Here is a 19,258-nt window from a genome sequence, read left to right on the forward strand (position 1 = left end):
AAACGTTCCTTTAGGCGAAGGAGAATAAGCAAAGTATGCCGCGAAGCACGACGATAATCGACGTTTAATCCGCCAGCGAGAACCAGCGTCGCCAGATAAAGCGCAGAACAAAATACTCAATAGCGCCCAGCACTAAAAACCACAGGCAAAACAATAAAGTGTAAAGCTGGCTAAGATCCATCAAATGGAACGAGGTCACCAGTTTTTGTGCCAGCGTCAACCCTAGTGCGGGGGCGGGCAGCAGCAGGCAGGAGAGAAAAGCCATCAGCAAAATGCCTGCTGCGGTGGTCAAGGTTTCTAAAGGGTGTTTCATAACATTGTTAAATGTAAGTTAAAACACCATTGTCAGGGATATTCTTCTGTAAGGCAATTCCCGGCTTAGTCACCGGCCCAGATCTCACAATGCTTTTTCACCAACCCAATCAGCGAGCCGCCATCGGCGACGAAATCGCGCATCAATTGTGCTTCATTCAGGCCGCTGGCAACTTGGCGATACAGGGCCTCAATCGCACTCGACGCGCCAATTTTATGTGCGGAAGGGGCGATTTTTTCCAGTAAACGCAAGGTGTCTTCCGTTAGAGGCCGACGATCGCCGGTGTGCGGATCGGTAATGACGCCTTCCAGACCATAACGGCAGGCCTGGAAACGGTTGAATTTATACAGCAGGTAATCTTTCTCCTGATGTTTGAGTGGGCGTTCCGTCAGTAACCAGTGGGCGGTAGCCTGAATCAATCCTGCCATATTTACCGCATGGCTAAGAGTTAACGGGGTATCCATCACCCGAACTTCTACCGTACCAAAATGGGGGCTGGGGCGAATATCCCAGTGCAGATCTTTAATGCTGTCGATCATCGTGGTGTAACTCAGACAGCGAAACAGGGCTTCAAATTGTTGCCAGTTACTGACCCACGGCATCGGGCCATTATCGGGAAAGGCGGAAAAAATATTGGGTCGTGAGGAGGCAAAGCGTGTATCCGTTCCTTGCATATATGGCGACGCGGCGGAAAGGGCGATAAAGTGCGGCACAAACCGTGACAAGCCGTGCAGCAAATAAATAGCGTCATCGCCACTGGCGCAGCCAACATGGACATGCTGACCAAAAACGGTCGCTTGCTGGATGAGATAGCCAAAGTTTTCCAGCGTTCGTTGATAGCGTTCGTTATCGCATACCTCCTGACGCTGCCATTTCTGAAACGGGTGCGTGCCACCGCCACAAATTTCCAGATGATAGTCTGCGGCTGCCTGCAATACGACTTTCTGCATCGCTGAAAATTGCCCGGCAGCCTGGTTGATATCACGGCAAACATCCGTCGCCAGCTCCAGCATACTTTCGGTGATATCGTGCTTTACTTCTCCGGCAGTGATCTCATTTTTAACCGCGTCAATCAGCGTTGAAGAGTCCTGGCTTAAGTCATAGCCCGGCGGATTAACCACCTGCATTTCCAGTTCAATACCGAGGGTAAAAGGTTCAGAAACATGAAAATCGGGTAATGGCATAGGTTTCTCTTATGTTGGCGTTTTCTATTCAGTATAGAAGTGGGAGCGGCTGGGCGAGATGCGGAAGTTCTGGAATGTTTCTTTCTTGTTGTGATTGCGAACTGATATAACAGTTTAAAACATCAGCAAAAGGGGAAGGTCGTGCCGGAAATTAATCAATATGGACAGACGGTCGGCGATGCGCTGCCGGACTGGCAAGGTGCAGCGGTTTTACCGCGTCATTTATTGGAAGGACAATGGTGTCGACTGGAGCCACTAGACGCGCAACGTCACGCAGGCGATCTGTTTGATGCATATGCTCAGGCGCCAGACGAGCGTGACTGGACGTGGCTTGCCAGCAGTCGTCCGGCAAGTGTTGCTGCTACCGAGTCATGGATTGCTGGCAAAGTGAATGATCTTTCACTGGTGCCCTTTGCCGTGGTTGATAATCGTTCTGCGCGGGCCGTTGGGCTGGTCTGTTTTATGGCAATCGAACGCGAACATGGTTCGGTTGAAATCGGCCATGTTACCTGGTCTCCGCGAATGAAAAATAGCGTGCTCGGTACAGAAGCGATCTGGTTACTTTTGCAATGCGCGTTTGCTCATAATTATCGGCGCGTGGAGTGGAAATGTGATTCGCTTAATCTGGCATCACGCCGCGCTGCTGAACGTTTAGGTTTTGTTTTTGAAGGTCGTTTCCGGCAGAAAATCGTGCGCAAAGGGCGTAACCGTGACAGCGACTGGTTATCGATTATTGATAGCGAATGGCCGCAATGTGGCAAGGTGCTGCAGAGCTGGCTGGCGGAGGAGAATTTTGACGAGCTGGGAGGGCAGAAAAAAAGCCTGGCCCAGTTGAGGATCGGATAATGAATGACGGAAAGTCCGAAACAGAACTTACTGTATAAATAAACAGTAATTTTGCTAAGGAAGGGTAAGATAACTGCGGGTGCCTGAAGCTTTCCGGTTTCAGGTTTACTCTGAGGTCTGGAAAGATGAAGCCCCAGGAGATATTTCTATCAACCCTGGGGCTGCCACTCCGAACCTCAACAACTCGGATGGTAGTCCCTTCTTCGCATGGAGGCAATATAAACATGCTGACGAAATATGCCCTTGTGGCAGTCATAGTGCTGTGTTTAACGGTGCTGGGATTTACGCTTCTGGTCGGAGACTCGCTGTGTGAGTTCACGGTAAAGGAACGTAATATTGAGTTTAAGGCTGTTCTCGCTTACGAACCGAAGAAGTAGCCGTTGTGCGGGGAGCAATCCCCGCATATCCGGTTGTCAGGTCAGGATGGTAAGGCACCTGCTTTACACTTTCGCCCGCGGTCAGTGATGGCTGCGGGCGAACCGTACCAGATGTTGTCAATTAATCGTGTTGGCACAGCGTTATGACTATCTTTTGTTTAAGCTGCCAGTGCACAGCAAACTGCTCATCCTCTCGTCGAATGATGATCCGCTGTTTATTCCAGCTAATTATCTGATAATCCAGAAAACCTGGAGCAGCCTGTATCTTGTTTGCCTTAAATGCACTCTCTTTGGCGGAAAATGCCAGTGTCAGCGCCAGAGAAAAGGCTAAACCGCAGTCTGCGAGTCGCTCGTGTTCCGCTGGCGTAATAATGTTGTCTGTCAATTCTGCCGCTGTTTGCGCAGAAAAAATTTCTTCGATATCAATGCCAATCGGTTGACGAGATACCACGGCTAATGCCGTAGTCCCGCAGTGGCTAATACTGCCATTTAACCCCGCAGGCCACACAGGTTGGCGTAGCTCGCCGATTGCTGGTACACCTTTATAGCCATATTCCCGCAACGCATAAACAGCAGCGATCCGCCCGGCCAAATGTTCGGCTTTGCGTTTCCGTCCAGCGTTTTGCAGTTGCGCGTAGTGCGGCAGCCAGAGTAAATCCTGCTCGTGAAAACTCGCCGGATCAAACTCAACAAAATGCAGCGTATGTCCGGCAAAGGGGAGGGTGGTATGCGTAGTTTTCATGTCGACCATATTAGAGACTGATGACAAACGCTAAACTGCCTGATGCGCTACGCTTATCAGGCCTACGTGGTCCTGCAATATATTGAATTGACAAGATTTTTGTAGGCCGGATAAGGCGTTCACGCCGCATCCGGCATGAACGACGCGCACTTTGTCAACAATCTGACGTTAGCATCAGAAGTGAGTATTAACGCTCATGTACCACGTACGTCCCGGCTCGTTATAGGTATACGCCCCGGCACCTGCGATATAGTTGGCGCCTGCCAGATCGCCTGTGGTCTGGGCATTACCCGCACGCCACAAACGCTTGTCGAACAGGTTGTCCACGCCGCCGGTCAGACTGACATTCTTCGTCACATCCCAGGTCGCGCTCAAGCCAACAATGCTGTACGGACTGATTTCTTTGGTTTCCGGGCCAACCGCTGGCTGACCTTTATAGTTGTACTTCTTCGGTTGCTGCTTGCCGTACCAGGTGAAGGTCGTTTGCATCGACAAATCTTCCCGTGCCTGCCAGCTCAGCGTTGAGTTCAACGTATATTCCGGGATGATCGACAAACGGTCGCCCGTGGTTTTGTTTTCACTCTTCAGCATATAAGTGATGTTATTGGTCCACATCACCGTTTCGCTAACCGGTACGTTTAACGATCCTTCCAGACCTTCAACCACCGCTTTCGGCACGTTATCCCACTGGTAGAGATCGGTGCCAGCCGCATTTTGCCCTACAGCCACATAGCCCGCTTCAATCTTATTGCGATAATCGTTACGGAACCAGGTGACGCCCGCCAGCCAGCCGTCGCGTTTGAACTCCAGACCAATCTCTTTGTTGATACTGGTTTCCGCTTTCAGGTCATCGTTCCCCTGCAGATAGCAGCCGCCCGCGCTGGCGTAACAGCCCTGACCTTTACTGTAGAGAATGTAGTTCGGGTTGGTCTGGTACAGGCTCGGCGCTTTATAGGCGCGGGCAATGCCCATTTTCAGCGTGAAGTCATCGCCTAAACCTTGCGATATGTTCAGCGCCGGACTCCAGTTATCGCCAACAATGCTGTGATGATCGAAACGCAGCCCTGGCGTTACGATGGTGCTGTCAGTCAGCTCCATGTTGTTTTCGGCAAACAACGAGAAAATTTCTGCTTTTGAATATGGGCTACGGTCGGTGGCGCTCACGCCATCAATAGCACCACCGGTATTCGTTCCGGTCAGCGCCTGGGTGTTGGAACTCAAGTCCTTCATCCGCTGCTGATTCCACTCCGTACCCAGCGTCAGCGTCTGGTTAACAAGGAAATCAATCGGCAGGTTAACTTCGCTGTGCAGCATCACGTCATCAAGATCGATATCGACGAAATCCTGTGTCGCTTTTTCGTTAAATTTCCCTTCGGTGCCGCCCGCCAGACCTTCCGGGATACGCGAGTTACGCGTGTGTTCGTACTGTACCCAGTTGCTGGTGGTCACGCCGTTATCCCAGCCGCCGTTCCAGGTCAGTGAGTAGTTCTGGCGATACAAGCGGTTGGTTTCATCACCATATTTCGAGCGGGTATAGGAATCGGAGTTGGTGTTCTGGGTGTCGCCCGCATACAGGTTGCCCTGGCGGCTGTAGCCTGCTTCCAGTTCGAGTGATTGCAGAGGCGCGAAGTCCCAGCGAACTACGCCATTAATATCCTTGTTGATCACCCCTTCGCGCCCGGCGGGCAGCGTATCCGCATATGTACCGGCACGCGCGGACTGATGCCCCTGGTTAATATCCCACGCGTCGGCCTGGGTTTTGTCGAGGTTGCCATATAGACGGAAGCTGAATTCATCTCCCAGCGGACCGGTCAGGCTGAAGTTGGTTCGTTTGGTGGCACCTTCCTCTTTATGTTCTGGGGCGTTGAAATAAGCATCCCATGAGCCGTGCCACTCGCCGCTGCCTTTTTTGGTAATGATGTTAACTACGCCGCCCGCCGCGCCGTTGCCATAACGCGCAGCTGCCGGACCACGCAGAACTTCAATACGTTCAATCATTTCAGGCGGCACCCAGGAAGTATCACCACGGGTATCGCGCTCGCCACGCCAGCCCTGACGCACCGAGTTGCGGCTGCTGACCGGCTTGCCGTCAATCAAAATCAGCGTGTTTTCCGGCCCCATGCCGCGAATATCAATCTGGCGGTTATTACCACGCTGACCACTGGTGGAGTTGCCGGTCAGGTTAACGCCTGGCATGGTACGGATGATTTCCGACACATCGCGGGCAACGGGGTTTTTGCGGATTTCATCTGCGGTGATGGTAGAAACGCCAGGCGCCTGCAAGTTCTGCTCGGCGGCGGTAACGACAATGGTATCGTCATGTGAAACAGGAGTATCGGTTGGCTCTTGTGCCTGTGCTACCCCATAAATCCCCAGATTGACCAACAAGGCCAGGGAATGAATCTTCTTGTTCATTGTTTTATTCCTGCATTTTTGCCACGAATTGCAACTGTCGGGCATGGTCGTCATCAACACGACGTATCCCGCTACCGCGAAAACCTTTGATCCTGAAAGACACGCAGTGCAGTTGGTTAATAAATGTCCGCGCTTCCCACGGCGCGCCATTACGCTATTGCAAATGCAAATAGTTATCAATAATATTATCAATATATTTCTGCGATCAATGAAAAAATTAACAATAAACATAAGGTTATGATGTGGCGGCGTTAAAGGTGGGAAGTGATAGCTGGTGGCAATCGAAACATGGCCCTGAATGGCAGCGTCTTAATGACGAAATGTTTGAGGTCACTTTCTGGTGGCGTGATCCACAAGGTTCTGAAGACTACTCGACAATAAAGCGCGTATGGGTCTACATCACTGGCGTCACCGATCACCATCAAAATAGCCGCCCCCAGTCGATGCAGCGAATTGCAGGTACCGATGTCTGGCAGTGGACGACACAACTCAATGCCAACTGGCGCGGCAGCTACTGTTTTATTCCCAGCGAACGCGATGACATTTTTTCTGCACCATCCCCTGATCGCCTCGAGTTACGCGAGGGATGGCAAAAATTACTCCCCCTGGCGATAGCCGATCCGCTGAATCCACAAAGCTGGAAAGGCGGGCGAGGGCACACTGTTTCTGCACTCGAAATGCCGCAAGCGCCCCTGCAACCAGGTTGGGATTGTCCGCAAGCGCCAGAAACGCCTGCTAAAGAAATTATCTGGAAAAGTGAACGGTTGAAAAATTCACGCCGTGTATGGATTTTTACCACCGGAGATGTCACAGCAGGAGAACGCCCGCTGGCAGTTTTGCTTGATGGCGAATTTTGGGCGCAGAGTATGCCCGTCTGGCCTGCGCTGACTTCGCTGACCCATCGTCAGCAACTTCCTCCCGCCGTGTATGTGTTGATCGACGCTATCGACACCACGCACCGCGCCCACGAACTGCCGTGTAATGCTGATTTCTGGCTGGCAGTACAGCAAGAGTTATTACCCCTGGTGAAAGCTATTGCCCCTTTTAGCGATCGTGCCGATTGCACCGTGGTCGCCGGACAGAGTTTTGGTGGGCTTTCCGCGCTGTATGCCGGACTGCACTGGCCTGAACGCTTTGGTTGTGTATTAAGCCAGTCAGGATCGTTCTGGTGGCCGCATCGGGGCGGGCAGCAAGAGGGCGTGTTACTTGAACAGCTAAAAGCTGGTGAAGTTAGCGCCGAAGGTCTGCGCATTGTGCTGGAAGCGGGTATTCGCGAGCCGATGATCATGCGGGCCAATCAGGCGCTGTATGCGCAATTACACCCCATAAAAGAATCCATTTTCTGGCGTCAGGTTGACGGCGGACATGATGCGCTTTGTTGGCGCGGCGGCTTGATGCAGGGGCTAATCGACCTCTGGCAACCGCTTTTCCATGACAGGAGTTGAATATGGCATTCAGTAATCCCTTCGATGATCCACAGGGAGCGTTTTACATTTTGCGCAATGCGCAGGGGCAATTCAGTCTGTGGCCGCAACAATGCGCGTTACCAGCAGGCTGGGACGTTGTGTGTCAGCCGCAGTCACAGGCGTCCTGCCAGCAGTGGCTGGAAGCCCACTGGCGTACTCTGACACCGGCGAATTTCACCCAGTTGCAGGAGGCGCAATGAGCCAGCATTTACCTTTGGTCGCCGCACAGCCCGGCATCTGGATGGCAGAAAAACTGTCGGATTTACCCTCCGCCTGGAGCGTGGCGCATTACGTTGAGTTAACCGGAGAGGTTGATGCGCCATTACTGGCCCGCGCGGTGGTTGCCGGATTAGCGCAAGCTGATACGCTGCGGATGCGTTTTACGGAAGATAACGGCGAAGTCTGGCAGTGGGTCGATGATGCGCTGACATTCGAACTGCCAGAAATTATCGACCTGAGAACCAACATTGATCCGCACGGTACTGCGCAGGCATTAATGCAGGCAGATTTGCAACAAAATCTGCGCGTCGATAGCGGTAAACCACTGGTCTTTCATCAGCTGATACAGGTGGCGGATAACCGCTGGTACTGGTATCAGCGTTATCACCATTTGCTGGTCGATGGCTTCAGTTTCCCGGCCATTACCCGCCAGATCGCCAACATTTACCGCGCATGGCTGCGTGGCGAACCAACGCCTGCTTCGCCGTTTACGCCTTTCGCTGATGTGGTGGAAGAGTACCAGCAATACCGTGAAAGCGAGGCCTGGCAGCGTGATGCGGCATTCTGGGCGGAACAGCGTCGTCAAGTGCCGCCGCCCGCGTCACTTTCTCCGGCACCTTTACCGGGGCGCAGCGCTTCGGCAGATATTTTACGCCTGAAACTGGTATTTACCGACGGGGAATTCCGCCAGCTGGCTACGCAACTTTCAGGTGTGCAGCGTACCGATTTAGCTCTTGCGCTGGCGGCTTTGTGGCTGGGGCGATTGTGCAACCGCATGGACTACGCCGCCGGATTTATCTTTATGCGTCGACTGGGGTCGGCGGCGCTGACGGCTACCGGACCCGTGCTCAACGTTTTGCCGTTGGGTATTCACATTACGGCGCAAGAAACATTGCCGCAACTGGCAACCCGACTGGCGGCTCAACTGAAAAAAATGCGTCGCCATCAACGTTACGATGCCGAACAAATTGTCCGTGACAGCGGGCGAGCGGCAGGAGAGGAACCGTTGTTCGGTCCGGTACTCAATATCAAGGTATTTGATTATCAACTGGATATTCCTGGTGTTCAGGCGCAAACCCATACCCTGGCAACCGGTCCGGTTAATGACCTTGAACTGGCGCTGTTCCCGGATGAACACGGTGATTTGAGTATTGAGATCCTCGCCAATAAACAGCGTTACGATGAGCCAACGTTAATCCAGCATGCTGAACGCCTAAAAATGCTGATCGCCCAGTTCGCCGCGGATCCAGCGCTGTTGTGCGGCGATGTCGATATTATGCTGCAAGGTGAGTATGCGCAGCTGGCGCAGATCAACGCCACTCAGGTTGAGATTCCAGAAACCACGCTGAGCGCGCTGGTGGCAGAACAAGCGGCAAAAACACCGGATGCTCCGGCGCTGGTTGATGCGCGTTACCAGTTTAGCTATCGGGAAATGCGCGAGCAGGTGGTGGCGCTGGCGAATCTGCTGCGTAAGCGCGGCGTTAAACCAGGCGACAGCGTGGCGGTGGCATTACCGCGCTCGGTCTTTTTGACCCTGGCGCTACATGCGATTGTTGAAGCAGGTGCGGCCTGGTTACCGCTGGATACCGGCTATCCGGACGATCGCCTGAAAATGATGCTGGAAGATGCGCGTCCGTCGCTGTTAATCACCACCGACGCTCAACTGCCGCGCTTTGCTGATGTTCCAGATTTAACCAGCCTTTGCTATAACGCCCCGCTTACCGCACAGAGCAGTGCGCCGCTGCAACTTTCACAACCGCACCACACGGCTTATATCATCTTCACCTCCGGTTCCACTGGCAGGCCAAAAGGGGTAATGGTCGGGCAGACGGCTATCGTTAACCGTCTGCTTTGGATGCAAAACCACTACCCGCTTACAGGCGAAGATGTCGTTGCCCAAAAAACGCCGTGCAGTTTTGATGTCTCGGTGTGGGAGTTTTTCTGGCCGTTTATTGCCGGGGCGAAACTGGTGATGGCTGAACCGGAAGCGCACCGCGACCCGCTCGCTATGCAGCAATTCTTTGCCGAATATGGCGTAACGACCACGCACTTTGTGCCGTCGATGCTGGCGGCATTTGTTGCATCGCTGACTCCGCAAACCGCTCGCCAGAATTGCGCGACGTTGAAACAGGTTTTCTGTAGTGGTGAGGCCTTACCGGCTGATTTATGCCGCGAATGGCAACAGTTAACCGGCGCGCCGTTGCATAATCTATATGGCCCGACGGAAGCGGCGGTAGATGTCAGCTGGTATCCGGCTTTTGGCGAAGAACTGGCACAGGTGCGCGGCAGCAGCGTGCCGATTGGTTATCCGGTGTGGAACACGGGCCTGCGCATTCTCGATGCGATGATGCATCCGGTGCCGCCGGGTGTGGCGGGAGATCTCTATCTCACCGGCATTCAACTGGCGCAGGGGTATCTTGGACGACCCGATCTGACCGCTAGCCGCTTTATTGCCGATCCTTTTGCCCCTGGTGAACGGATGTACCGTACTGGAGACGTTGCCCGCTGGCTGGATAACGGCGCGGTGGAGTACCTCGGGCGCAGTGACGATCAGCTAAAAATTCGCGGTCAGCGTATCGAACTGGGCGAAATCGATCGCGTGATGCAGGCGCTGCCGGATGTCGAACAGGCTGTTACTCATGCCTGTGTAATTAACCAGGCGGCAGCTACTGGTGGTGATGCGCGGCAGTTGGTGGGGTATCTGGTGTCGCAATCGGGCCTGCCGCTGGATACCAGCGCATTGCAGGCGCAGCTTCGCGAAACATTGCCACCGCATATGGTGCCCGTGGTTCTGCTGCAACTTCCACAGTTACCACTTAGCGCCAATGGCAAACTGGATCGCAAAGCCTTACCGTTGCCTGAACTGAAGGCACAAGCGCCGGGGCGTGCGCCGAAAGCGGGCAGTGAAACGATTATCGCCGCGGCATTCGCGTCGTTGCTGGGTTGTGACGTGCAGGATGCCGATGCTGATTTCTTTGCGCTTGGCGGTCATTCACTACTGGCAATGAAACTGGCAGCGCAGTTAAGTCGGCAGTTTGCTCGCCAGGTGACGCCGGGGCAGGTGATGGTCGCGTCAACCGTCGCCAAACTCGCAACGATTATTGATGGTGAAGAAGACAGCTCCTGGCGTATGGGATTCGAAACCATTCTGCCGTTGCGTGAAGGTAATGGCCCGACGCTGTTTTGTTTCCATCCGGCGTCCGGTTTTGCCTGGCAGTTTAGCGTGCTCTCGCGTTATCTCGATCCACAGTGGTCGATTATCGGTATTCAGTCGCCGCGCCCTTATGGCCCCATGCAGACGGCGGCAAATCTGGATGAAGTCTGCGAAGCGCATCTGGCAACGTTACTTGAGCAACAACCGCACGGTCCTTATTACCTGCTGGGGTATTCGCTGGGCGGTACGCTGGCGCAGGGCATTGCGGCGCGGCTGCGTGCCCGTGGCGAACAGGTGGCATTTCTTGGCTTGCTGGATACCTGGCCGCCAGAAACGCAAAACTGGCAGGAAAAAGAAGCCAATGGTCTGGACTCGGAAGTGCTGGCGGAGATTAACCGCGAGCGCGAGGCCTTTCTGGCAGCCCAGCAGGGAACGGCGTCGACAGAGTTGTTTACCACCATTGAAGGCAATTATGCCGATGCAGTGCGGCTATTAACCACCGCCCATAGTGAACCGTTTGATGGCAAAGCTACGCTGTTTGTTGCGGAGCGTACACTTCAGGAAGGTATGAGTCCCGAACACGCCTGGTCGCCGTGGATAGCTGAGCTGGATATTTATCGCCAGGATTGCGCGCATGTGGATATTATTTCTCCAATCGCATTTGAAAAAATTGGACCAATTATTCGTGCCGCGCTAAATAAATAACTTTATCTTAAATGCAAATCCATAATTACGATAAATAATTATGGATTTTGTTATTTATCGTATTAATATTTACTGAGTGGTTTGTCTGAAAATGCGCCAAACATTGCGTTTGCTGCGTGGAATTTACAAAGTTCAGCTTCGGATAATTCTCACCAACTGGTAAAGTGTGCGCCGTGGAAATTTACCCTCATTGGACTCATTTTCAGGTTATACCGTATGTCAACACTGAATATTAAGCAGGAAAGCGACTCGCATTTTCCCGATTATCATCTGGCGCCAGCCGGTAATAATGAAATTGATTTACTTAATCTTATCGAAGTTTTATGGCACGCAAAAAAACAGATCATGGCTGTCGTTTTTGCCTTTGCCTGTATCGGGTTGCTGGTGTCATTTATCCTACCGCAAAAATGGACCAGTGCGGCGGTTATAACGCCGGCAGAACCTGTGCAATGGCAAGATCTGGAGAAAACATTTACTAACCTTCGGGTACTGGATCTGGATATCAAAATTGATCGTACAGAAGCATTTAACCTGTTTATCAAAAAGTTTCAGTCTGTTAGCTTGCTGGAAGAGTACTTGCGTTCATCACCTTATGTGATGAACCAATTGAAAGAGGCGAAAATCGACGAACTAGATTTGCATCGCGCAATTGTCGCATTGAGCGAAAAAATGAAAGCGGTGGATGACAATGCCAGTAAGAAAAAAGATGAACCGTCATTGTATACCTCTTGGACGCTAAGTTTTACCGCGCCAACCAGTGAAGAGGCACAGAAAGTGTTGGCCGGGTATATCGATTATATCTCTGCGTTGGTGGTGAAAGAGTCGATAGAAAACGTCCGTAATAAACTGGAAATCAAAACCCAGTTTGAAAAAGAAAAGCTGGCGCAGGATCGCATTAAAACGAAAAACCAACTTGATGCAAACATTCAGCGGCTCAATTATTCACTCGATATTGCTAATGCAGCAGGCATTAAAAAACCTGTTTACAGTAATGGTCAGGCAGTAAAAGATGACCCTGATTTTTCTATTTCTCTCGGCGCAGACGGTATTGAACGCAAACTGGAAATTGAAAAAGCGGTCACCGATGTTGCGGAACTGAATGGTGAATTACGTAATCGTCAGTATCTTGTAGAACAATTAACAAAAGCAAATGTCAACGATGTTGATTTTACGCCGTTTAAATATCAGTTGCGTCCGACGTTGCCGGTGAAAAAAGACGGTCCGGGCAAAGCGATTATTGTGATCCTTTCCGCGTTGATCGGCGGTATGGTGGCTTGTGGTGGCGTGCTGTTGCGCCATGCGATGGCATCCAGAAAACAGGATGCCATGATGGCAGACCACTTAGTTTAAATCTTCGCGGTTGAAGGTGCCGTTCGTCCGAGCGGCACCACAAGCGGCGTTCCGGCAACTGGATCGTCAATAATCATGCAGCGCAGACCATAAATGCGCTCGATCAATTCAGCAGTGACAATCTCCTTCGGCGCTCCCTGAGCAACAATTTTCCCTTCCCGCAATGCAATCAAATGGCTGGCGTAACGACAGGCCTGATTAAGATCGTGCAGCACTGCCGCCAGGGTATAGCCTTTCTCACGGTTCAGTTCGCTTAGCAGTTCCAACAAATCAATTTGATGACTGATATCCAGCCAGGTCGTTGGTTCATCAAGCAGCATAATCGCCGTTTCCTGGGCCAGCACCATCGCGATCCACGCTCGCTGGCGTTGTCCGCCGGAGAGGGTGTCCACGCTTTGATCCGCCAGATGGGTAATTCCCGTGGCCTGCATCGCTTTTGTTACCGCTTCTTCATCTTCTTTCCGCCAGCGAGTAAACAGCGGTTGATGCGGGTAACGCCCGCGTGCTACCAGCTCCTGCACGGTGATATCTCCCGGCGTGGTAGCATTTTGCGCCAGTAGACCAATCCGGCGTGCAACTTCTTTACTGGCGTAATGTTGAATGTGCTCGCCATCCAGCCAGACATGCCCGTGAGCAGGTGTCATCAGGCGGCTTAGGGTACGCAGTAACGTGGATTTACCGCAGCCATTTGGCCCGATAATTGCCGTGAAGTGACCATCAGGAATTTCTACAGTCAAATTTTCCGCAACGGTATATTTGCCATATCCGAGGGTTAACTGTTCGCCGCGCAAACGGGCTACTGATTCGGTCATTTTTTGCGAGACTCCTGAATTAACAAGACGATAAGGTAAATACCGCCGAGGCTGACGGTAACGACACCAACCGGAAGTTGATACGGCATAAACAGTTGCTGAGCGCAGAGATCGGCCGCCAGCAGTAACAGCGCTCCGCACAGCGCCGCCTGGGTCAGCCCCCAGCGAGCGGTGCCGCTAATGCGTCGGGCAATGTGCGGCGCGACTAGAGCAATAAAGGAAATCGGCCCGGCAAGCGCCGTTGCCGCAGCGGTAAGCACCACCGCCACCAGCATCATTAACAGACGCGAACGTTCGACACTGACGCCCAGCGCGCAGGCGGTGTCATCGCCCATCTCCAGCAAGCGCATTCGCCGTACCAGTAAGGCGGCGGCAATGAGCATCAATATAATGATGGGCGCGGAAGGCGAGGTTTTTGCCCACGTCAGGCCGTTGAGCGATCCGGCATTCCATAATCCTGCGGTTAGCGCCGTTTCTAAAGACGCTTTCAGCAGCAGCCAGGTATTAAAGGCCACCAACATGGCGCGGACGCCGATGCCGATAATAATCAACCGAAAGGTGTCGATGCCGTTACGCCAGGCAAGCAGCCAGACCAGCAGTGACGTGACAATACCCCCTGCCATTGCTGCCAGCGCGATAGCCGTCAGGTCCTGACCAAACAGCACCATCGCCACCAGCACGCCGCTCCACGCTCCGGTGTTAAAGCCCATTACGTCAGGGCTGCCGAGTGGGTTACGCATCAACGACTGAAAAATCGCGCCGCTGACGCCCAGCGCCGCGCCAATTAACAACGCCATCAGCACGCGTGGTAAACGCCATTCGGTGACCACCATCGTCATACTGCGCGGCGCATCACCCATCAGCGCGGCGAATACCTGCGAGGTTTCCAGCGTGATGGCACCGCTGCGTAATCCCCAGACACTCGCCACCACGCAGGCGGTAATCAGCAGTAAGCAGGTGATGATTAATCGGCGAGAGACGTAAATCATGCGCCACCTCGTGTTTTACGTCGCACGAGGAAGATCAGCACTGGCGCGCCAATAAAGGCACTGACCACGGAAACGCGCAGCTCGCCGGGCACAATCACACGCCCGATGATATCGGCAAACAGCAGCAGGGCAGGGGTAGCGAGTAGCGTGACGGGCAGCGACCAGCGATGATCGGCACCTACCAGCCAACGCGCCATATGCGGCATCATCAGGCCAATAAAGGCAATCGGGCCAACTACCGCCGTCGCACTACCACAAAGCACGGTAATCGCCAGCAGACCAATCAACTGTGTGCGCGCCACGCGACTGCCCAGCGCCGTCGCGGTGTCACTGCCAAGGCTTAAACTGTTCAGCGCGCGACTCAGTAATAGCGCAGTTGCTCCGGCGATCAGCACCGGGATCAGCACCACTTTTAAAGTGTGTAGATTACGAATATCCAGCGAACCGGCTTGCCAGAAACGCAGTTGATCGTAGACGTCAGGATTAAGCAGGGCGATGCCGCTGGTCAGCCCTTCCAGCACCGCCGCCAGCGCCACGCCCGCCAGGGTTAAACGCACCGGACTTAACTGCCCGCCGCCCTGGCTGCCGGTAAAGGCTACAATCAACGAGGCCACCAGCGCCCCGGCGAAAGCCATCGCCAGTTGTTCCTGCGCGGATGAGTAACCAAACAGCGCCGCACCCAGCACAATGGCAAAGCTGGCTCCGGCATTCACGCCAAGTAAACCAGGATCGGCAAGTGGATTTCGGGTGAGGGTTTGCATTAACGCCCCGGCAAGCCCAAGCGCACTGCCTGCCAGTAAACCGGCAAGGGTACGCGGCAGTCGCGCGTCGAGGACGATGGTGCAGTCGGCGCTCTGACAGGTGCCGGAGAGGGCCTCCAGCACGACGGAAGCGGGGAGTGATTTTGCCCCAATGAGCAGGCTTAATGCCGTCGCGATAATCAGTAATAACAGCAATCCGGGCACGGCAATGGCGCGTGTCACGGCAACAGAACCAGACATACGAACTTCCATGATAATGAAATTAATTATCGTTATCGATCTTATTTGGATATGTTAGCATGTGCAGCCTAAGAATAGGTATTTAAAATATTTGATGGCAAGGCATTGTAATGAATAAACAATCCTGGCTGCTTAACCTCAGCCTGTTGAAAACGCACCCGGCGTTTCGCGCAGTATTCCTCGCTCGTTTTATCTCTATTGTTTCTCTGGGTTTGCTCGGCGTCGCGGTGCCGGTGCAGATCCAGATGATGACGCATTCTACCTGGCAGGTGGGGCTTTCGGTGACGCTGACCGGCGGCGCGATGTTTGTCGGTTTGATGGTCGGCGGCGTGCTGGCGGATCGCTATGAGCGCAAAAAAGTGATTCTGCTGGCGCGCGGCACCTGTGGCATTGGCTTCATTGGACTGTGCCTGAACGCGCTGCTGCCGGAGCCGTCTTTGCTGGCAATCTATTTACTCGGATTATGGGATGGCTTTTTCGCGTCACTTGGCGTTACGGCGCTACTGGCGGCGACACCTGCACTGGTAGGGCGTGAAAATTTAATGCAGGCCGGGGCGATCACCATGTTGACCGTGCGGCTGGGATCGGTGATTTCGCCTATGATTGGCGGCTTACTGCTGGCGACTGGCGGTGTAGCCTGGAACTATGGGCTGGCGGCGGCGGGCACGTTTATTACCTTGCTACCGTTGTTAAGCCTTCCGGCGTTGCCACCGCCACCGCAGCCGCGTGAGCATCCGTTGAAATCATTACTGGCAGGATTTCGTTTTCTGCTCGCCAGCCCGCTGGTGGGCGGCATTGCGCTGCTGGGTGGTTTATTGACGATGGCGAGCGCGGTGCGAGTACTGTATCCGGCGCTGGCTACCAACTGGCAGATGTCGGCGGCACAGATTGGTTTTCTCTATGCGGCGATCCCGTTCGGCGCGGCTATTGGTGCGTTAACCAGCGGGAAGCTGGCACATAGTGCGCGACCAGGGTTATTGATGCTGCTCTCCACGCTGGGATCGTTCCTCGCCATTGGTCTGTTTGGCCTGATGCCGATGTGGATTTTAGGCGTGGTTTGTCTGGCGCTGTTCGGCTGGCTGAGCGCGGTCAGTTCGTTGCTGCAATATACAATGCTGCAAACACAGACGCCGGAAGCGATGTTAGGGCGGATTAACGGTTTGTGGACGGCACAGAACGTGACGGGCGATGCCATAGGCGCTGCGCTGCTGGGCGGTCTGGGGGCGATGATGACACCGGTGGCTTCCGCAAGCGCGAGCGGTTTTGCTTTGTTGATTATCGGTGTGTTGTTGTTGCTGGTGCTGGTAAAGTTGCGGCGTTTTCGCCAGACGCCGCCGCAGGTGACAGCGTCTGACAGCTAATACTTAAAACAGCGCCTTAAGTCGTTCCAGCACTTGCATGGCGCTGTAGTAATCCAGTCGGAACGTCTCGGTTCCCAGCGCATAAACCTGCTTGTTTTGTACTGCAGGCAGGTGCGCGAGCAGCGGATTGGCATAAATTGCATCGGCGTCTTTCTGATCACCAGCGAACAGGAATAGTGACTCGCCATTTAACCCTGCCGCCAGATTTTCCCCACCAAGCTGAATGATGTCATGGCGTTTGCCCTGGCTTTGGCTGGCGTTTAACCCTGCGGGCAATTTCGCCAGCGTAAAGCCGAGTTGTTCCAGCATCTGCCCTTGTGCTGATTCCGGCGTCCAGAGATTGGCACTGTGCGCGGCAGCAGTATAAACAATGGCGGTAACCGGCTGCGGCGGCAGTTTGATCTGCGCTTTCGCCGCCGCCAGTTGCTTATCAAACTGTGCAATCCGCTCTGCCGCTTGTCTCTCATGCCCGGTAATTTCGCCTAACTGCGTTAACAGCGACTGCCAGCTTTTGTCGTCGTAATTGATGATTAACGTCGGCGCGATGGTGGAAAGCTGATCGTACAGCGCCAGCGCCGAATCACCGCCGGTGGCGCTAATTAAAATCAGATCTGGCATTTGCGCGGCAACGGCTTCGGCGTTCGGTTCCCCGATATAGAGGCGCTGCAGTTTGCGTTCTTTCGCCACCTCGCTCCACTGGCGCAAGAATCCCTGGTCATCCGCGACGCGGTTATTTGGCGTAGTTGCACCACTGGCAATCACTGGGGCATCAATCGCCAGCAACGAACCCGTCAGCGTGACGCTGGTTGAGACGATGCGCTGTGGCTGGCTTTCCAGCATATGAGTGCCGCGGCTGTCAGTCACCTGACGCGGCCAGTCGGCGGCCTGCACTGCGGATATTCCTGAAAGTAAAAAGCCTGTTAGTAGAAGAGCGGTGCGGTAGAGCGGGGCGAGTCTCACAAATCAGCGTCCTGTTATTAATGAAGTTAATGCTTCTCATTTTCATTGTAACCACAACCAGATGCAACCCCGAGTTGCAGATTGCGTTACCTCAAGAGTTGACATAGTGCGCGTTTGCTTTTAGGTTAGCGACCGAAAATATAAATGATAATCATTATTAAAGCCTTTATCATTTTGTGGAGGATGATATGGATACGTCACTGGCTGAGGAAGTACAGCAGACCATGGCAACACTTGCGCCCAATCGCTTTTTCTTTATGTCGCCGTACCGCAGTTTTACGACGTCAGGATGTTTCGCCCGCTTCGATGAACCGGCTGTGAACGGGGATTCGCCCGACAGTCCCTTCCAGCAAAAACTCGCCGCGCTGTTTGCCGATGCCAAAGCGCAGGGCATCAAAAATCCGGTAATGGTCGGGGCGATTCCCTTCGATCCACGTCAGCCTTCATCGCTGTATATTCCCGAATCCTGGCAGTCGTTCTCCCGTCAGGAAAAACAAGCTTCCGCACGCCGTTTCACCCGCAGCCAGTCGCTGAATGTGGTGGAACGCCAGACAATTCCGGAACAAGCCACGTTTGAACAAATGGTTGCCCGCGCCGCCGCACTTACCGCCACGCCGCAGGTCGACAAAGTGGTGTTGTCACGGTTGATTGATATCACCACCGACGCCTCCATTGATAGCGGCGTATTGCTGGAACGGTTGATTGCGCAAAACCCGGTTAGTTACAACTTCCATGTGCCGTTGGCTGATGGTGGCGTTCTGCTCGGGGCCAGCCCGGAACTGCTGCTGCGCAAAGACGGCGAGCGTTTTAGCTCTATTCCGTTAGCCGGTTCCGCGCGTCGTCAGCCGGATGAAGTGCTCGATCGCGAAGCGGGTAATCGTCTGCTGGCGTCAGAAAAAGATCGCCATGAACATGAACTAGTGACTCAGGCGATGAAAGAGGTACTGCGCGAACGCAGTAGTGAGTTACACGTTCCCTCCTCTCCACAATTGATCACCACGCCGACGCTGTGGCATCTCGCAACTCCCTTTGAAGGTAAAGCGAATTCGCAAGAAAACGCACTGACTCTGGCCTGCCTGCTGCATCCGACCCCCGCGCTGAGTGGTTTCCCGCATCAGGCCGCGACCCAGGTTATTGCTGATCTGGAGCCGTTCGACCGCGAGCTGTTTGGCGGCATTGTGGGTTGGTGTGACAGCGAAGGTAACGGCGAGTGGGTGGTGACTATCCGCTGCGCGAAGCTGCGGGAAAATCAGGTGCGTCTGTTTGCCGGAGCGGGGATTGTGCCTGCGTCGTCACCGTTGGGTGAGTGGCGCGAAACAGGCGTCAAACTTTCTACCATGTTGAACGTTTTTGGATTGCATTAA

Annotated in this window: 16 protein-coding genes and 1 pseudogene; 8 read left to right on the plus strand and 9 right to left on the minus strand. The window is 53.7% G+C overall.

The annotated features are described in order from the left end of the window. Positions 1 to 64: 64 nt before the first annotated feature. Positions 65 to 313 carry a DUF1158 domain-containing protein gene (locus tag FEK42_RS16885; protein WP_130260260.1) on the minus strand — a complete coding sequence of 83 codons (249 nt, stop codon included), beginning with the start codon at positions 311 to 313 and terminating at the stop codon, positions 65 to 67. 65 nt (positions 314 to 378) lie between these two features. Further along, positions 379 to 1,497 (minus strand): YbdK family carboxylate-amine ligase, encoded by a 1,119-nt coding sequence (locus FEK42_RS16890; RefSeq protein WP_135492594.1) that lies wholly within the window; start codon positions 1,495 to 1,497, stop codon positions 379 to 381. Between the two features lie 141 nt (positions 1,498 to 1,638). Here FEK42_RS16890 and FEK42_RS16895 point away from each other — a divergent pair, with 141 nt between their 5' ends. Together FEK42_RS16895 and hokE are read left to right on the plus strand one after the other, a co-directional pair. Then, on the plus strand, positions 1,639 to 2,343 hold the full coding sequence (locus FEK42_RS16895; RefSeq protein WP_131161018.1) for a GNAT family protein: 705 nt from the start codon (positions 1,639 to 1,641) through the stop codon (positions 2,341 to 2,343). Positions 2,344 to 2,567: 224 nt separating this feature from the next. Next, on the plus strand, positions 2,568 to 2,720 hold the full coding sequence (hokE, locus tag FEK42_RS16905; RefSeq protein WP_000956465.1) for a type I toxin-antitoxin system toxin HokE: 153 nt from the start codon (positions 2,568 to 2,570) through the stop codon (positions 2,718 to 2,720). 121 nt (positions 2,721 to 2,841) lie between these two features. Here hokE and entD read toward each other — a convergent pair whose 3' ends face one another. The 3 genes and pseudogenes from entD to fepA all read right to left on the minus strand — a co-directional run bounded on the left by entD (position 2,842) and on the right by fepA (position 5,877). Then, the gene (gene entD, locus FEK42_RS16910; RefSeq protein WP_135492595.1) at positions 2,842 to 3,462 is read right to left on the minus strand and encodes an enterobactin synthase subunit EntD; all 621 of its coding nucleotides are present in this window, start codon (positions 3,460 to 3,462) and stop codon (positions 2,842 to 2,844) included. 36 nt (positions 3,463 to 3,498) lie between these two features. After that, positions 3,499 to 3,597 (minus strand): annotated as a pseudogene (locus tag FEK42_RS23215) (hypothetical protein); the annotation flags it as partial. Between the two features lie 39 nt (positions 3,598 to 3,636). Continuing rightward, the gene (fepA, locus tag FEK42_RS16915) at positions 3,637 to 5,877 is read right to left on the minus strand and encodes a siderophore enterobactin receptor FepA (RefSeq protein ID WP_130260257.1); all 2,241 of its coding nucleotides are present in this window, start codon (positions 5,875 to 5,877) and stop codon (positions 3,637 to 3,639) included. Positions 5,878 to 6,119: 242 nt separating this feature from the next. Between fepA and fes the strand changes: the two genes are divergently transcribed. The 4 genes from fes (at position 6,120) to wzz(fepE) (ending at position 12,771) form a co-directional block, all read left to right on the plus strand. After that, a complete protein-coding gene (gene fes, locus FEK42_RS16920) occupies positions 6,120 to 7,322 on the plus strand; it encodes an enterochelin esterase (protein ID WP_135492596.1) in 1,203 nt (400 codons plus the stop codon). Positions 7,323 to 7,324: 2 nt separating this feature from the next. Beyond that, a complete protein-coding gene (gene ybdZ, locus FEK42_RS16925) occupies positions 7,325 to 7,543 on the plus strand; it encodes an enterobactin biosynthesis protein YbdZ (protein ID WP_000885787.1) in 219 nt (72 codons plus the stop codon). Next, positions 7,540 to 11,421 carry an enterobactin non-ribosomal peptide synthetase EntF gene (entF, locus tag FEK42_RS16930; protein ID WP_138211899.1) on the plus strand — a complete coding sequence of 1,294 codons (3,882 nt, stop codon included), beginning with the start codon at positions 7,540 to 7,542 and terminating at the stop codon, positions 11,419 to 11,421. Before ybdZ ends, entF begins: the two co-directional genes overlap by 4 nt. Positions 11,422 to 11,637: 216 nt before the next feature. Beyond that, the gene (gene wzz(fepE) / locus FEK42_RS16935) at positions 11,638 to 12,771 is read left to right on the plus strand and encodes an LPS O-antigen length regulator Wzz(fepE) (protein WP_135492597.1); all 1,134 of its coding nucleotides are present in this window, start codon (positions 11,638 to 11,640) and stop codon (positions 12,769 to 12,771) included. On the opposite strand, the gene fepC is transcribed toward wzz(fepE), so the two are convergent. From fepC to fepD, 3 genes are read right to left on the minus strand one after another with little or no spacing between them, the layout of a single operon-like run. Beyond that, positions 12,768 to 13,583 (minus strand): iron-enterobactin ABC transporter ATP-binding protein, encoded by an 816-nt coding sequence (gene fepC / locus FEK42_RS16940; protein ID WP_000140646.1) that lies wholly within the window; start codon positions 13,581 to 13,583, stop codon positions 12,768 to 12,770. The two genes, wzz(fepE) and fepC, sit on opposite strands and share 4 nt — an antisense overlap. Next, the gene (gene fepG / locus FEK42_RS16945) at positions 13,580 to 14,572 is read right to left on the minus strand and encodes an iron-enterobactin ABC transporter permease (RefSeq protein ID WP_135492598.1); all 993 of its coding nucleotides are present in this window, start codon (positions 14,570 to 14,572) and stop codon (positions 13,580 to 13,582) included. The genes fepC and fepG overlap by 4 nt, the downstream gene beginning before the upstream one ends. After that, positions 14,569 to 15,573 (minus strand): Fe(3+)-siderophore ABC transporter permease, encoded by a 1,005-nt coding sequence (gene fepD / locus FEK42_RS16950; RefSeq protein ID WP_130206427.1) that lies wholly within the window; start codon positions 15,571 to 15,573, stop codon positions 14,569 to 14,571. Before fepD ends, fepG begins: the two co-directional genes overlap by 4 nt. Positions 15,574 to 15,683: 110 nt before the next feature. Here fepD and entS point away from each other — a divergent pair, with 110 nt between their 5' ends. Beyond that, positions 15,684 to 16,934, plus strand: coding sequence for an enterobactin transporter EntS (entS, locus tag FEK42_RS16955; protein WP_138211900.1), 1,251 nt, complete (start codon positions 15,684 to 15,686; stop codon positions 16,932 to 16,934). 3 nt (positions 16,935 to 16,937) lie between these two features. Here entS and fepB read toward each other — a convergent pair whose 3' ends face one another. Continuing rightward, entirely contained in the window at positions 16,938 to 17,894 is a 957-nt protein-coding gene (fepB, locus tag FEK42_RS16960; RefSeq protein WP_130206431.1) for a Fe2+-enterobactin ABC transporter substrate-binding protein, read from the minus strand. Positions 17,895 to 18,082: 188 nt separating this feature from the next. Between fepB and entC the strand changes: the two genes are divergently transcribed. Then, on the plus strand, positions 18,083 to 19,258 hold the full coding sequence (gene entC / locus FEK42_RS16965) for an isochorismate synthase EntC (RefSeq protein WP_130206433.1): 1,176 nt from the start codon (positions 18,083 to 18,085) through the stop codon (positions 19,256 to 19,258).

Source organism: Escherichia sp. E2748 (genome assembly GCF_005781125.1).
Lineage (GTDB): Bacteria > Pseudomonadota > Gammaproteobacteria > Enterobacterales > Enterobacteriaceae > Escherichia.